Annotated in this window: 13 protein-coding genes; 11 read left to right on the plus strand and 2 right to left on the minus strand. The window is 44.1% G+C overall.

Going from position 1 to position 13,894, the window contains the following annotated elements:
* Positions 1-133: 133 nt before the first annotated feature.
* On the plus strand, positions 134-697 hold the full coding sequence (locus V7R88_RS04545; RefSeq protein ID WP_003646269.1) for a hypothetical protein: 564 nt from the start codon (positions 134-136) through the stop codon (positions 695-697).
* A gap of 83 nt (positions 698-780) precedes the next feature.
* Here the strand turns inward: V7R88_RS04545 and gdhA are convergent, their stop codons facing one another.
* The gene (gdhA, locus tag V7R88_RS04550; protein ID WP_172436956.1) at positions 781-2,136 is read right to left on the minus strand and encodes an NADP-specific glutamate dehydrogenase; all 1,356 of its coding nucleotides are present in this window, start codon (positions 2,134-2,136) and stop codon (positions 781-783) included.
* A 256-nt stretch (positions 2,137-2,392) separates the two neighbouring features.
* Here gdhA and V7R88_RS04555 point away from each other — a divergent pair, with 256 nt between their 5' ends.
* The 4 genes from V7R88_RS04555 (at position 2,393) to larD (ending at position 7,096) form a co-directional block, all read left to right on the plus strand.
* On the plus strand, positions 2,393-3,568 hold the full coding sequence (locus V7R88_RS04555; protein ID WP_338816505.1) for a serine hydrolase domain-containing protein: 1,176 nt from the start codon (positions 2,393-2,395) through the stop codon (positions 3,566-3,568).
* A 188-nt stretch (positions 3,569-3,756) separates the two neighbouring features.
* The gene (gene wecB, locus V7R88_RS04560) at positions 3,757-4,875 is read left to right on the plus strand and encodes a non-hydrolyzing UDP-N-acetylglucosamine 2-epimerase (protein WP_057717924.1); all 1,119 of its coding nucleotides are present in this window, start codon (positions 3,757-3,759) and stop codon (positions 4,873-4,875) included.
* Positions 4,876-5,260: 385 nt separating this feature from the next.
* Positions 5,261-6,190 carry a YihY/virulence factor BrkB family protein gene (locus V7R88_RS04565; RefSeq protein WP_015825371.1) on the plus strand — a complete coding sequence of 310 codons (930 nt, stop codon included), beginning with the start codon at positions 5,261-5,263 and terminating at the stop codon, positions 6,188-6,190.
* A gap of 189 nt (positions 6,191-6,379) precedes the next feature.
* Positions 6,380-7,096: a D/L-lactic acid transporter LarD gene (gene larD, locus V7R88_RS04570; protein WP_003643315.1), complete on the plus strand. Its 717-nt coding sequence runs from the start codon at positions 6,380-6,382 to the stop codon at positions 7,094-7,096.
* Between the two features lie 195 nt (positions 7,097-7,291).
* On the opposite strand, the gene V7R88_RS04575 is transcribed toward larD, so the two are convergent.
* Positions 7,292-8,290: an IS30 family transposase gene (locus tag V7R88_RS04575; protein WP_016527164.1), complete on the minus strand. Its 999-nt coding sequence runs from the start codon at positions 8,288-8,290 to the stop codon at positions 7,292-7,294.
* A 164-nt stretch (positions 8,291-8,454) separates the two neighbouring features.
* Here V7R88_RS04575 and V7R88_RS04580 point away from each other — a divergent pair, with 164 nt between their 5' ends.
* The 6 genes from V7R88_RS04580 to glf all read left to right on the plus strand — a co-directional run bounded on the left by V7R88_RS04580 (position 8,455) and on the right by glf (position 13,880).
* On the plus strand, positions 8,455-8,832 hold the full coding sequence (locus tag V7R88_RS04580) for an SMI1/KNR4 family protein (protein WP_236039327.1): 378 nt from the start codon (positions 8,455-8,457) through the stop codon (positions 8,830-8,832).
* Positions 8,833-9,430: 598 nt separating this feature from the next.
* Positions 9,431-9,694 (plus strand): DUF2247 family protein, encoded by a 264-nt coding sequence (locus V7R88_RS04585; RefSeq protein ID WP_264179706.1) that lies wholly within the window; start codon positions 9,431-9,433, stop codon positions 9,692-9,694.
* A 26-nt stretch (positions 9,695-9,720) separates the two neighbouring features.
* The gene (locus tag V7R88_RS04590; protein ID WP_260197015.1) at positions 9,721-9,897 is read left to right on the plus strand and encodes a DUF2247 family protein; all 177 of its coding nucleotides are present in this window, start codon (positions 9,721-9,723) and stop codon (positions 9,895-9,897) included.
* A gap of 462 nt (positions 9,898-10,359) precedes the next feature.
* Positions 10,360-11,268 carry a glycosyltransferase family 2 protein gene (locus V7R88_RS04595; protein WP_226319691.1) on the plus strand — a complete coding sequence of 303 codons (909 nt, stop codon included), beginning with the start codon at positions 10,360-10,362 and terminating at the stop codon, positions 11,266-11,268.
* Positions 11,269-11,301: 33 nt separating this feature from the next.
* Entirely contained in the window at positions 11,302-12,234 is a 933-nt protein-coding gene (locus V7R88_RS04600) for a glycosyltransferase family 2 protein (RefSeq protein ID WP_226319692.1), read from the plus strand.
* Between the two features lie 512 nt (positions 12,235-12,746).
* The gene (gene glf / locus V7R88_RS04605; RefSeq protein ID WP_057717752.1) at positions 12,747-13,880 is read left to right on the plus strand and encodes a UDP-galactopyranose mutase; all 1,134 of its coding nucleotides are present in this window, start codon (positions 12,747-12,749) and stop codon (positions 13,878-13,880) included.
* Positions 13,881-13,894: the final 14 nt, after the last annotated feature.

Consider the following 13,894-nt stretch of genomic DNA (forward strand, 5'->3'; position numbering starts at 1 on the left):
TACGTTGTAATTTGGCCGCTATTTTTAGCTTGTTTTCAGCTGAACACTGCGACAAAAAATGAAAACTGTCGTGATGAAATCACTGTAAATTGTCACATGAAAGCGTATACTGACGGTGAGAGGGGTGAGCGTTATGTTTAAACCAATGGCATCTGTTTTTACGAACCATCAAATTGCGGGTCATTATCGGGCCATTGAGCGGGCGCAAAAGTGCGTGGTTCCATTTCATTTTGAGATTCAGGGACAGGAGTATCCAAAGCCAAAACCAGAACGTAACTGGTTACGGCGCTTATCGGGGACGTCGAGCGAGAAGTACGCAATGGTCGAACTGACCCCGACAAAGGTCGTTTTGTGGTCACCAGAAGGACGCAATCTGGGTGAAATGCCACTGAGTGCGGTGCGGCGAATTCAGATCGGTGCGATTCGGTGTCACGTAACGGAAGGACTCGACCCACGCCACGCATTTCGGGCGACGATCTTTGTGCTGACTGATAGCGGTAATTATTATTTTGCTAATTCTGATATGGAAGTTTTACCGGCGATTTGTAAGTTCGCCCATGAACATCAAGTGCCGGTAGAAGACCCACTGCGGTTGATTCCGCTTTTGAAGGTCGGCTGGCGGGTCGCGGCCGTGACGTTACATGAAACCTACGCGCAACTGGTTGCGCACACGGGTTATCCGGCTGATAAGGTTTAACTTGATTTTATGATTAATAATAATGAAAAACGGACTGTCGATAATGACAATCCGTTTTTTTGATGCGATTAAATGTAGTTGGCTTAAACTAAGCCCTGCGCTAACATGGCGTCAGCAACTTTTGTGAAGCCAGCAATGTTGGCACCACTCAGGTAATCACCGCTAACGTGGTATTCGTCGGCAGCAGCAACTGAGTGTGCAAAGATATCTTGCATGATTTGTTTGAGGCGATTATCGACTTCTTCAAAAGTCCAGCTCAAACGCATACTGTTTTGGCTCATTTCGAGGGCGGAAACGGCAACCCCACCAGCGTTGGCAGCTTTGGCCGGGCCATATAGCAAGCTGGCAGCTTGGTATGCCGCAATGGCTTCTGGACTGCTTGGCATGTTAGCCCCTTCGGCAACGACCTTGGCACCATTGGCAATCAAGTTTTTGGCTTGATCACCGCTGATTTCGTTTTGGGTCGCGCAAGGTAGTGCGATATCATAGGCTACTTGGGCATCCCAGACGGAACCTTCGTAATAGCTGGCACTGGCCACACGGTCGGCGTAGTCCTTGATGCGACCGCGTTCAACTTCCTTGATCTGCTTAACAATCTTGAAGTCGATCCCGTTTTCGTCAATAACGTAACCGTTTGAGTCGGAGCAGGTAATCACCTTGCCGCCGAGTTCTTCAACTTTTTGAATCGCGTAGATGGCGACATTACCAGCGCCAGAAATGGCAACGCGTTGACCAGGGAAGGAAAGCTGGTTGGCCTTGAGCATTTCGTTGGTATAGTAGGCGAGACCATAACCGGTGGCTTCAGTCCGGGCTAACGAACCGCCATAGTTCAGTCCTTTACCGGTGAGCACGCCGCGGTCAGCACCACGGAGTCGCTTGTATTGGCCGTATAAGAAGCCGATTTCGCGGCCACCGACACCGATATCACCAGCAGGAACGTCGGTATCGAGACCAATGTACTTGCTCAATTCGGTCATGAAACTCTGACAGAAGCGCATAATTTCGTTGTCTGATTTGCCCTTAGGGTCGAAGTCAGAGCCCCCTTTACCGCCGCCGATTGGTAGGCCGGTCAGGGCATTTTTGAAGATCTGTTCAAAGCCTAAGAACTTAACGATACTCAGGTTAACGGATGGGTGTAACCGTAAGCCACCCTTGTAAGGGCCGATTGCCGAGTTAAATTGTACTCGGAACCCGCGGTTGACCTGTGCGTGGCCGGCATCGTCGAGCCAAGGAACCCGGAATTGAATAATCCGTTCTGGTTCGGTCAAACGTTCCAAAATATTGGCTTCGATATATTCTGGATGTTGTTCGAGGACTGGCGTGATTGTTTTGAAGACGTCGTTGATGGCCTCTAAAAATTCGGTTTGGTTCGGATCACGGTGTTCAATGACTTGATAAACGTGTTGGATATAATCGGTTGCTTGACTCAATATGATCATCCTTCCTTGAATAAGTTAACTATAATCTTCATTTTAATGGTCACGTTCGGAAATTGCACGAGTTAAATTGACTAAATTTTGATGAATTTTTGGCGATTGTGGTAAATCCTTGCTATTGATAGCGTTTGCGATTTGGTTCGGCGGACTAACAATAATTCGCATTTTGATGCAAAGTCAAAGGTGAGGGCGTATGCTTGGGGCAATCAAAAAGTAGTCAAGTCATATCTGACGCGACTCATCAGGAACAGGGGGGATCATGATGAACAAACGGCGTTGGTTATTAAGTTTATTGCCAATCTTACTGGGGTTGATTGGCGTGGGTGTGTGGGGATCACAGCAATTAGGTCAAGGAGCACGGCAAGTGACACCGAAGACAATTAAAGTCCAGCAGGCGGCGTCAAAAATCAAATCCGCGACGAAAAAGCAAACGACGACCAAGCCCAAAGCGAAGCCCGGTCAGCTTACTGAGGCGCAGGCAATCAAGCAAATCGATCAGTTGATCAAAAGTCATCATATTATGGGGACACTGTTACTGACCACGAACGGTCCGGCGGGGGTCCGGGTCCGGACGTATGGTTATGCGGATGATGCCAATCAAGTCCGCAATACTGCGACGGAGGCTTACCCATTAGCATCACTACAAAAAGCTGTGACTGGCGTGATGATTCAAAAACTGGTCAATCAGGGCAAGTTGAGTCTGACGACGAAGCTGAGTCACTTTTACCCGGAAATTCCGTACGCCAATCAGATTACGATACGTGAACTATTAGACCATCGTTCCGGTATTCGGATGACTGAGATAACACCAAAGACGATTTTACCAACGGAGACGGCGCGGCTGAACTTTACACTGCAACATTTACGGTCGACGAATAATCATGCTTATGCCTATTCCAACGCGAACTTTACCTTATTGGCAGGGGTTATTCGCAAAGTGACGCATAAATCCTATCAGGCGGCTTTGACTAATGACATCATTCGGCCATTGGGATTAAAACATACCTATGAATATAACGATATTCCGGGCAATGTGATCAACCCGACTTCGTATCGCTTGGCTAATGGGTTTGGTCAGAGTGGCATCATTTCTAAGCCGTTACAATCTAGTGAATTAGGCTGTGGTAGTCTATATATGAGTGTGGGGGATTATTATAAATTTATGTATGGGCTTCAAAGCGGCCAGCTAGTTGGTGAAGCCGGTTTAAAGTCACTTGCGGATAATTTTCAAATTAAATATTCGGCAGGCGTTTATTACCAGGCAGGCCAGTTGATTCGAGTGGGTGGCAATGACAATAATTTTCATAGCTACTATATGGGGTCGCGAAATGCCAAAGTCGCCTTAGTCTTATTTGAAAATCAGGGTGTTTTTGGTGGTGACAACCAGGTAGCGTATAAGATTCGTGATATTTTATTGAAGACGGTACCTTTTTAGAAACGGTACGGGCTGAACATCATCTTAATTGCGGGAGAACGTGTGCCTGCAATTAAGATGGTGTTTTTGCTTACCCGTCCGTTTGGCTGAATCCTTGAAAATAACTAAACTTTTACTCGAAATGATGGCGCCACGACGTAACTAACGCTATGATGAGATTAGAAACTAAATGATGCAGGTGAAAGTTAATGACAAAACCAATTAAGGTAATGACGATTTTCGGCACGCGGCCAGAAGCAATTAAGATGGCGCCCATCGTGTTGCAGTTGCAGCAACAGCCACAATTTGAACCGGTAACGGTGGTGACGGCTCAACACCGCGAGATGTTAGACCAGGTGCTCACGATTTTTCACATTACGCCGGACTATGATTTGAATATCATGAAGCCTAATCAGACGTTAGCTGGTATCACCAGCCGGGTACTGACGAAGTTAGATGCAATTATGGATACAGTCAAGCCTGATATCGTGCTGGTGCATGGTGATACAACCACGACGTTTGCAGCTAGTGTGAGTGCTTTTTATCATCAAATCCCAGTTGGACACGTGGAAGCGGGGTTGCGGACGTGGCAGAAGTACTCGCCATATCCTGAAGAGATGAATCGGCAGCTGACTGACGTGCTGGCCGACATGTACTTTGCACCGACCGAATTAAGTCGGCAGAATCTATTGAAGGAAAACCATCCGGATGCGGCCATCACGGTAACGGGCAATACGGCCATCGATGCCTTAAAACAGACGGTTTCGATGGACTATCAACACGCTGCGCTTGATTTGATTCAGCCCGGGCACCGGATGATTTTACTCACGATGCATCGGCGTGAGAATCAGGGTGCCCCGATGGAAGCGGTCTTTACCGCCATCAAACGGGTGGTTGCTCAGCATCCGGATGTCGAAGTGGTCTACCCAGTACACTTGAGTCCGGCAGTGCAGACGGTCGCCAAACGTATCCTCGGCCATACCGATCGCATTCACCTCATTGACCCGCTCGACGTACTTGATTTCCACAACATGGCGGCGCGCAGTTACTTCATTATGACGGATTCGGGTGGGGTGCAGGAAGAGGCCCCGTCACTGAATAAACCGGTGCTCGTATTGCGTGATACTACTGAACGACCGGAAGGGGTTACCGCGGGGACGTTACGATTAGTCGGCACTGATGGTCAGCAGGTTGCGGCAGCAATGACCAGCCTGTTAGATGATTCCGCAGCGTACCAACGGATGGCAGACGCTAAAAATCCTTATGGCGATGGTCATGCTGCGGAATACATCTTACAAGCGATTATGAAAAAAATTGGTACACATTAAAATTATTTACATTTTTGTATAAACAGTGTAATATTAAGCACTGACATAGTGATAAAAATTTTCACTTCTCCTGTAAAGATGTGAAATTAGTGAAGTAGCCGGAGATGGATGCCGCGGGGGTATCAATACCGGTTATTTTTTTGCGTTAAAATCTAGATGGCCCGGTACTACTGAGTGTCTAGGCAGCTACTTGATTTTGTCAAAGTGGCTGACGGCCGGAAGATAAGCAGATTTTACTCGTCAGCGGCCAGGTATTGCCACCAATTGATCTGATTGGACCGACTAGTCTATTCGCCGAAAGCACTAATCCTGGTATAAAAGGTGTGTCCCGCGGCATTCCATTGTATAATTGTAAATACTATAAGTGAGCGTTGAGGATAAATGAATGAATTTAAAAGCCCGTTACCCTAAAATTGCGAAAAGCCTGGAAATTATTATTCGACGGTATGGACAAGCCAATGTCAGCAATAATGCGATTGTGCTGGCCTACTACGCGTTAATGTCGATTGCCCCGATTATCTTGATTGCCGGAAACCTCATTGCCCGGTTCGATTTGAAGTCTGGACAGATTTTAGCGTACGCTCAGGAAGTTATTCCTAGTAATGTCTACCAGACGTTTAAGCCGATTTTAGTTTCGTTCCTGTCTAGTGGCAGCAGCAGTAGTTTGTCAATTGGGATTCTGGTGACAGTCTGGTCGGCATCTAAAATCATTGCGGCAATTCGCAGGAGTCTAAATGAGGCGTACGGGGTTACGGATGCCCAAAATGCCGTTTGGACGCGAATTATTGCCTTTTTCTTAACGTTGGGACTATTACTCCTAATCGTAGGGCTGGCGATTTTCTTCACGTTGAGTCAATTGATTCTAGATGTGATCTTGAATTTAACGAATCTTACGCGTGCAATTATTCCGAATTGGATTAATCAGTTGTTGGAAAACAAAAACTTGATTACCTTTGTTGGGATGTTCGTCGTCGCCATGTTGTTGTATTACTTTGTACCGAACGCCAAGGTGAAATTGCGTTACATTTGGACGGGGGCGTTAGTTACGACGATTGGCTGGATCGTGATCTCGCAAGGGTTCCGGGTATACATCGAATTATTTGCTAAACGGATTACGACTTACCAAACGATCGGGAGTTTAATTGTACTGATGTTCTGGTTGAACTTTTCCGGGATTCTCTTGATGTTTGGTGGCGTCGTCAATGCGTCGGTGCAGGAATGGTTTGAGCATACGATTGAGCCAAAGTCGCCACGGATGATTCGCCGCATTCGTCGACAATTCTTCAAACGCAAAAAAACGACTAAAAAAGAATAATCAGAACCTTTTAATTGAATCCGAACGTTTAATCCTGTAAAATCAAAACTTTTTGCGATTTACATATTAAACGATTCGGATTTTGTGTATAATGGTGTTCGTGTGAAAAAAGTGCCGGTGCTTTCTGAAAGTAAGTGGCGTCTATTTCAAAATAAACAGGCGTAACAACGCCACAGGAGGAGAAAGATAGTGATTCATCAGCTTTTGGCAGAGTTCATGGGAACCGCCTTGATGATTATTTTTGGTGTCGGTGTACATTGTAGTGAGGTTTTAAAGGGGACCAAGTACCGCGGTTCCGGCCATATCTTCGCAATTACAACATGGGGGTTTGGGATTACAATTGCCCTCTTCATTTTCGGCAATGTCTGCATTAACCCGGCCATGGTATTAGCCCAATGTATTTTAGGGAACCTTTCATGGTCATTGTTCATCCCGTATTCAGTTGCAGAAGTTTTGGGTGGGGTCGTTGGTGCCGTGATCGTCTGGATCATGTACGCGGACCATTTTGCCGCTTCTGCTGATGAGATTTCCCCAATTACGATTCGGAACTTATTCTCAACCGCACCCGCTGTGCGGAACTTACCACGGAACTTCTTCGTCGAATTCTTCGATACATTTATTTTTATTTCTGGGATTTTAGCTATTTCTGAAGTGAAGACGCCGGGGATCGTGCCGATTGGTGTTGGGCTCTTAGTCTGGGCCATTGGGATGGGGCTAGGTGGCCCAACCGGATTCGCCATGAATCTTGCACGGGACATGGGCCCACGGATCGCCCACGCCATCTTACCAATTAAGAACAAGGCTGACAGCGACTGGCAATACGGGATCATTGTTCCTGGGATTGCACCTTTCGTTGGGGCTGCTTGTGCAGCGTTGTTTATGCATGGGTTCTTTGGGATTGGGTAAAATGCGTAGTCATTTTAAGTGATTGAAAAAATTATTTCTGCACTTTAATTTGAAATAAAATGTTTTTTTTACGTAACAGTTGCAAGACATACGAAAGCATTGGAACAATTCGTATGCTGGAGTGACATCTAGTATTTAAGGTGATGGGATCAACGTAAGATTATGCGTTGGTCTTTTTTTATCGATGACGAATTGTCAAATCAAGCGCAACTTTTTGCCGAAGAAAACTTCACTTGGACTTTTCCATCCCAAGACCTTGCGTGGACGGTTATTTAAATCTGTGACGAATGCGATAATCTCTTGGTCATTTAAATCGTTCAAATCAGTTCCTTTGGGGAAATATTCACGAATTAAACCGTTAGTATTTTCATTGGTTCCACGTTGTTGTGGTGCGTGTGGATCTGGAAAAAATACCGGTATTTCTAAAGTGTCAATGACGTCTTGATAATTGGCAAACTCAGTTCCACGATCAGGTGTAAGTGTCTTTACCCGTTCCGGTGTGACGCTATTTAATAAGTCCATCATAGCTTGTGCCACGGGTTTAGCTGCGACTTTACTTACCCGTTCCGCTAATAAATACCGTGATTTACGGTCTACCAGCGTCACCAGCGCTGAACGTCCGGTTTTACCACGCACTGTGTCACCTTCCCAGTGACCAAACCGAGTTCTATTTTCAGCCGAAAGTGGGCGGTCGTGGATTGAAGGTACATCGTTAAAACGACCACGCCGTTCCTTGATAGTTCCCTTAACTTTGCGCGTTTTACCTCGATGTCTTAATTGGCGGGCGAATCCACGGGCACCATGACTTTTACGCTTTTCACCAAGATTATTCAAAGCAATTCCACGATAAATTGTGTTGTAACTGATTTTCCAGTTACTATGCTCAAAATTTAGCCGTCCTGCGATTTGTTCTGGGGACCATTTACGATGGACGATACAATTAATGACAAATGCCCGGATATCAGTTTGCGATAAGATCCGTGGCCGTCGACTTTTCAAACGTTGACGCTCATAATTTAGTTGCGCATTAACTGCGGAATATTTAGAACGACCACCATTCCGGCTAACTTCCCGTGAAATAGTCGCTTTAGAACAACCGATGCGTTGGGCAATGGCCTGGTAAGACTGTTTTAAAGTTAGCCCAACTAGTAGGCATTCACGGTCATTTAAGGTAAGATGATGATATAGGCTCATAGTCTGAGTCCTCCTTGTAAGTAAGTTGTGGTGACTATATTTTACAAGGACTCAGGCTGTGAGTCTTCTTTTTGATCATTTGTTGCACTTCAATTGTAAATTCGTCACATGAAAACAAAGATTTAGTAGATCATTTTGGTGGGGCGTCAAGTGAATTAATAGCAATGGGAGAAACAAAACTAGGTGTACAGTTTCCGTCTGATTATAGGAAGTTCTTATTGGAATATGGCGCCTTAACATTCGGTGCGGCTGAAATCTATGGTGTTTTTACTGAGGATTTTGAAAATTCAGGAGTTCCCGATGCAGTTTGGGCAACTTTGGATGAACGTAGGGTGGTAAAGATGCCCACAAACTTAGTGATGATTTATAATACAGAGATGGGTGAAATTCTTTGTTTAAATTATAGAGAATTAAATACAAATCAAGAGCCTAAAATTACTTCCTATTTTCCAGGATTTGCTGAAAGCGTTCAAAAAAATGAAGTCTTATATAATAGTTTTGGTGATTTTTTGCTAGATATAGTAGAAGGAGAATTAGAGTAAAAAAACAAACTGCGATAAAGGTCCGGATATACGTTAATCTGGATGGTCAGTTATAGCCATGATGGTGGAAAATATGACACAGGAACTAGTGTTGTTATTGGTCAGTAGCCTTGCTGGTTAGTCTAATTTACTATGGCTGATTAATTTAGATTAAGCATCATGCGAATAGGCAATATCAATTAATCAGATAAACCAATCAATATTCGACGAAAAGCACTTGCCGGATATCGGTTGGTTTTTAGAATATTGATGAATTTAGCATATTCTAAATATTAGGGCGATTACAAGTAGTGAATAGTAATCATGTAGTGGCTAAATTAGGTGTAGAGGTGGGCCCAATGATGTTGCTATCAGGAAGAATACTGAATGATCCCGAACATGTTATAAATTTGCTAAGTTAACAAAGGTGCGAATGTTTTGGCAACTGTTAAGAAAGTTATGAGGAAGGTCACTGGGTAAAAAGATGTTCAATCGACTAAATATGACGATGAACTGTGCGGCTAGGAACTTAGTTAAACGCAAGTCATCGAAGATTTATTATTGGAGGCCAAACAACTTTGAGGTCTAACTAAACACACGACAAATAAAGGAACTTATTATGAATTTAATAACGTTAAAAGATTTGAGAGCACAAAGGTTAACCTATAATTGGGAAACAATTTATGTTGGCATGGAAATGGCGTATTTTACCATTCAAGCTATTTCAGATTACGCTGTTGAACTAATGGGAGGCGGAATTAATGATGAATTTATCAATCAACTGGCATGGGGAGTTGAAGACGAGGACTCATCACGAATATTATTTGAAATAAAGTGTCATTTTAACTTAGTATCTGAAAAAACAATGATGAGTATAAACTAGAGAATAGAAAACTTAGGTTTGTCTATCTGTCCAAGCTCAATGATGAAGTAACTGATGACAAGAAATTATTGGATGAAATTGAAAAATTTTATGACAACCAGGGCTATCCTGAAGATATGAATACTTTTATTGGATATATGCCTCAAGATTCATACACAAATTGTAAGATCTTAATTCTAAGGTTCCATGAGTTTAAAATTTAGAGGGTGAACAATTACGATTGATTTAAATGATTAAGCAGTATGATCAATTGATTTGCCTACTGAAGTATAGTGTCGAGGTTAATTATTTATCTTGATTATCCTGAGGAAAGAGAATTGATGGATGTATTCGACGACTGGATTGCATAGAAAATCAAAAAGAATTAAGAAAGTGTGCATCACAAAATTAGCTTCGGTAACTAATTTTGTGATGTGTTTTTAAATTACTCTGAAATCAAGGCATGTTTTTGATAACGACACAGTTAATGATAGGCATCTTTCCAAACTAACCTCCAAATACGTTTAATCCCCTTAAAAATCAGGTTTAAATATTTTATCCTAACCATCACGTCTAGCTATAATCAAACTAGACTAGTATAATGAAAAATTACTTGAAACGGCTAGTCAGTTTAACTGACTAATTCGGATTAGTTTTAAGTGATCATAACAATTTGGGGGAAGCTTATGACAAAAATTGCGTGTGTGATTGTGACTTTTAATCGTAAAGCGCTACTTGCGGAGGCTATTGAGAGTGTCTTGACGCAGCCGGAAGCGCCAGAATATGTCTTCGTCATCGATAACGCATCGACGGATGGGACGGAGGCATTTATTCAGCAACACTTTGACTTTGATGATCAACACTTGGTTTACGTTCGTTGTCAGCAAAATCTTGGTGGTTCCGCTGGTTTTGCAACTGGAATTCGGCTAGCATTGCAGACTGACTGTGATTGGATCTCGATTTCTGATGATGATGCGATTTTTCAGACCGGCTACTTTGCGGCGATGCGGCGAGCGATTGTGACTCAGCCGCAACAAGGCGTATTTTCAGGATCAGTGTTATTACCAAATGGACACCATGATGCGATGCATCGTGAAATGATTACCAATTCGCAAACACTGACGGTTAAGCCCATAGCCGAAGCCGACTATGCGCAGGACTTTAAGTATGATATTTTTTCGTTTGTGGGTATCTTAATGAGTCGCGGCATTGTTGAACGAATTGGGTTACCTGAACAGGATTACTTTATTCGGTTTGATGACTTTGAATATGCGCTCCGGGCTCGCAAGTATGGTCAGTTTCTAAATGTCCACGACGCGTTGGTCCTACACAAAACGACGTATACTCGTACTGCTATAGCGCCGTGGAAGGAATATTACGTGATGCGTAATCGGCTGGCATCATTATTCAAACACCGTGGGCAAACTCGGGTTACCTGCTGGTATGCCCGTCGCTTTTTAGCGCGCAAATTATTCGCCATCTTGCTTTTTCGGGATAGATGGGGCCAAGCGGGGCCGCTGATAAAAGCGTATGTTCAAGGTTACCGTGATGGTTGGCATGACCGGCTTGGGCGCAATCAAGATTATTTACCATAAAGGACGTTAGGTTAAGACAAGGAGTGGACAAACATGCAATATGGGGCGATTGTGGTAACTTTCAACCGCAAACAATTACTAATCGAATCAATTACGGCACTACTGAATCAGACGGTCCCACCCGCGAAAATTATTATTATTGATAATCATTCGACGGATGGGACAAAAACTGAATTACAAACAGCTGATATTTTGGCTAATCCAAGTGTTGATTACCGGTATTTGACCAAAAATATCGGTGGTGCTGGGGGCTTTGCTCGGGGGATGCAGATTGTGGCGGCGGATCCGAACTTGGATTGGGTTTCAATGTCCGATGATGATGCAATTTTTGAGCCAGACTATTTTGAAAAACTAATTGCTTATCAGCAAGATCATCCAAATCGCCAAATCTTGACGGGGAGTGTGTATATTGAGGATGGCCGTTTGCAAGCGGATCAGCGGAACCGGTTCACCAATTGGAGTACCTTTCAAGCGCAGGCGGTCCCTGAACGTGAATATCGCGGTAATTTTGAGTTTGACCAGTACACTTTCTGCGGTGTTTTCATGAGTGTGGCTGTGATCAAGCAAGTGGGAGTGGCGGACGCTGGCTACTTTATCTGGTGGGATGACTGTGAGTACGCGGTACGGACGGCCAAGCTGAGTCGACCGGTCAATGTGAGTGCGGCTAAATTAATTCACAAGACGGCGTTACCGTCCCTGGACTTCAAGTCTAAATTCGTACCCGATTGGCGTCTCTATTACGGGCAGCGCAATCGCTTGATTACGATTAAGCGGTGGCGTGCAAACTCATTGGTCAGTCTCGGATGGTTGCTTGGATTCTACGCCCGATTGGCCATTCAACTCTGTGGACCGTTTTATCGTGGCTATCGCAAAATGGTTATCAGAGTTTACTTGGAGGCGTTACGTGATGCGAGTCGCGAGCGTGAGGGCTTGAATCCCAACTTCATGCCGGGACAGAAGTTTTAGTGTGGGCCTGATCGTGAGCTGTCTGATGACATGGGAACTGTATACGGGCGAAACCAGTGATGATTGCAATTTAAGGTCAGATTACTAAACCAGGCCGACTCAATTTTGGACATCAGCTTCATCATTATTAACAACGAATTAAAAGCTAGTTGTGCTGAGAAAAAACTTCTTGGCACAACTAGTTTTGTGTTTTGGTGACATTTTAGACGGAAAAGCAAAATTTAATTTTTAGATTTATTTTGTAATTCGAATGGATAATTTTACTGTTTTTACAGCAACGTTTATTGGTCTTTTGACCAGTGACTACTAGAAAGCATTCAGATGATTGCTTGTATTTAGTCGCAATGGTTGAAACCGGTAATCATAATATTATTTGTTATTTAGATAGTAAACTTAATTTAGCAAGCCCTGATATTTGATTAAAACCCGTTATATCCGTATGTTGAGCGATTGTTTATCACGTAATGTTTGTTATAATTCACCAAGAACAAGTTAATTTTGGGGGAATTCACATGAACGAACAATACGATTATTTGGTAGTTGGTGCGGGACTATTTGGTGCCGTCTTTGCTCATGAAGCAGCCTTACGTGGTAAACGGGTCAAAGTGATTGAAAAGCGCGACCACATTGCTGGTAATATCTACACTAAGGAAGTGGCGGGGATTCAAGTCCACCAATATGGGGCGCATATCTTCCACACCTCGGACCGTGAAATTTGGGATTACGTCAATCAATTTGCGGAATTTAACCGTTATACGAATAGCCCAGTCGCTAATTACAAGGGTCACATGTACAACTTGCCGTTCAACATGAATACGTTCAGTGAACTCTGGGGCGTTCGGACACCGGCAGAAGCCGCCGCTAAGATTGCGGAACAACGCGCGGCGGCGAATCTCGGTGACCAGCAACCACGCAACTTGGAGGAACAAGCAATTGCGTTGATTGGGACCGATATTTACGAAAAGCTGATCAAGGGTTACACGGAAAAGCAGTGGGGACAAAAGGCTACGGACTTACCAGCGTTCATTATTCGGCGGTTACCGGTACGCTACACTTACGATAACAATTACTTTAACGATACTTATCAAGGTATTCCCATCGGTGGTTATACGCAGATCGTTGAGAAGATGTTAGCTCATCCTGAAATTACCGTGGAAACGAACACCGACTTCTTTGCGCATAAGGCTGAGTATCTTGCCCAATACCCGAAAGTCGTCTTTACCGGGATGATTGACCAATTCTTTGACTATCAGTTAGGGGAATTAGCCTACCGTTCACTACGTTTTGAGACTGAAACCGTGCCCGTGGATAATTATCAAGGTAATGCCGTAGTCAATTACACTGATGCTGAGACGCCGTATACCCGGGTTATCGAACACAAACACTTTGAGTTCGGTAAGGGCGATGCGGATCAAACTGTAATTACACGTGAATTTCCAGCGAACTGGCAGCGGGGTGACGAGCCGTATTATCCGGTCAATAATCAAACCAACAATACGCTCTACAAACAGTATGCGAAGCTCGCCGCGGCTGAACCCCAAGTCATCTTTGGTGGTCGACTAGGCCAGTATCGCTACTATGACATGCACCAAGTGATTCACGCGGCCTTAGTGACAGTCGCGTCGGAATTTGCAACGACCAAATAAAAGAATGTGTGATG

Source organism: Lactiplantibacillus argentoratensis, assembly GCF_037290055.1.
GTDB lineage: Bacteria > Bacillota > Bacilli > Lactobacillales > Lactobacillaceae > Lactiplantibacillus > Lactiplantibacillus plantarum.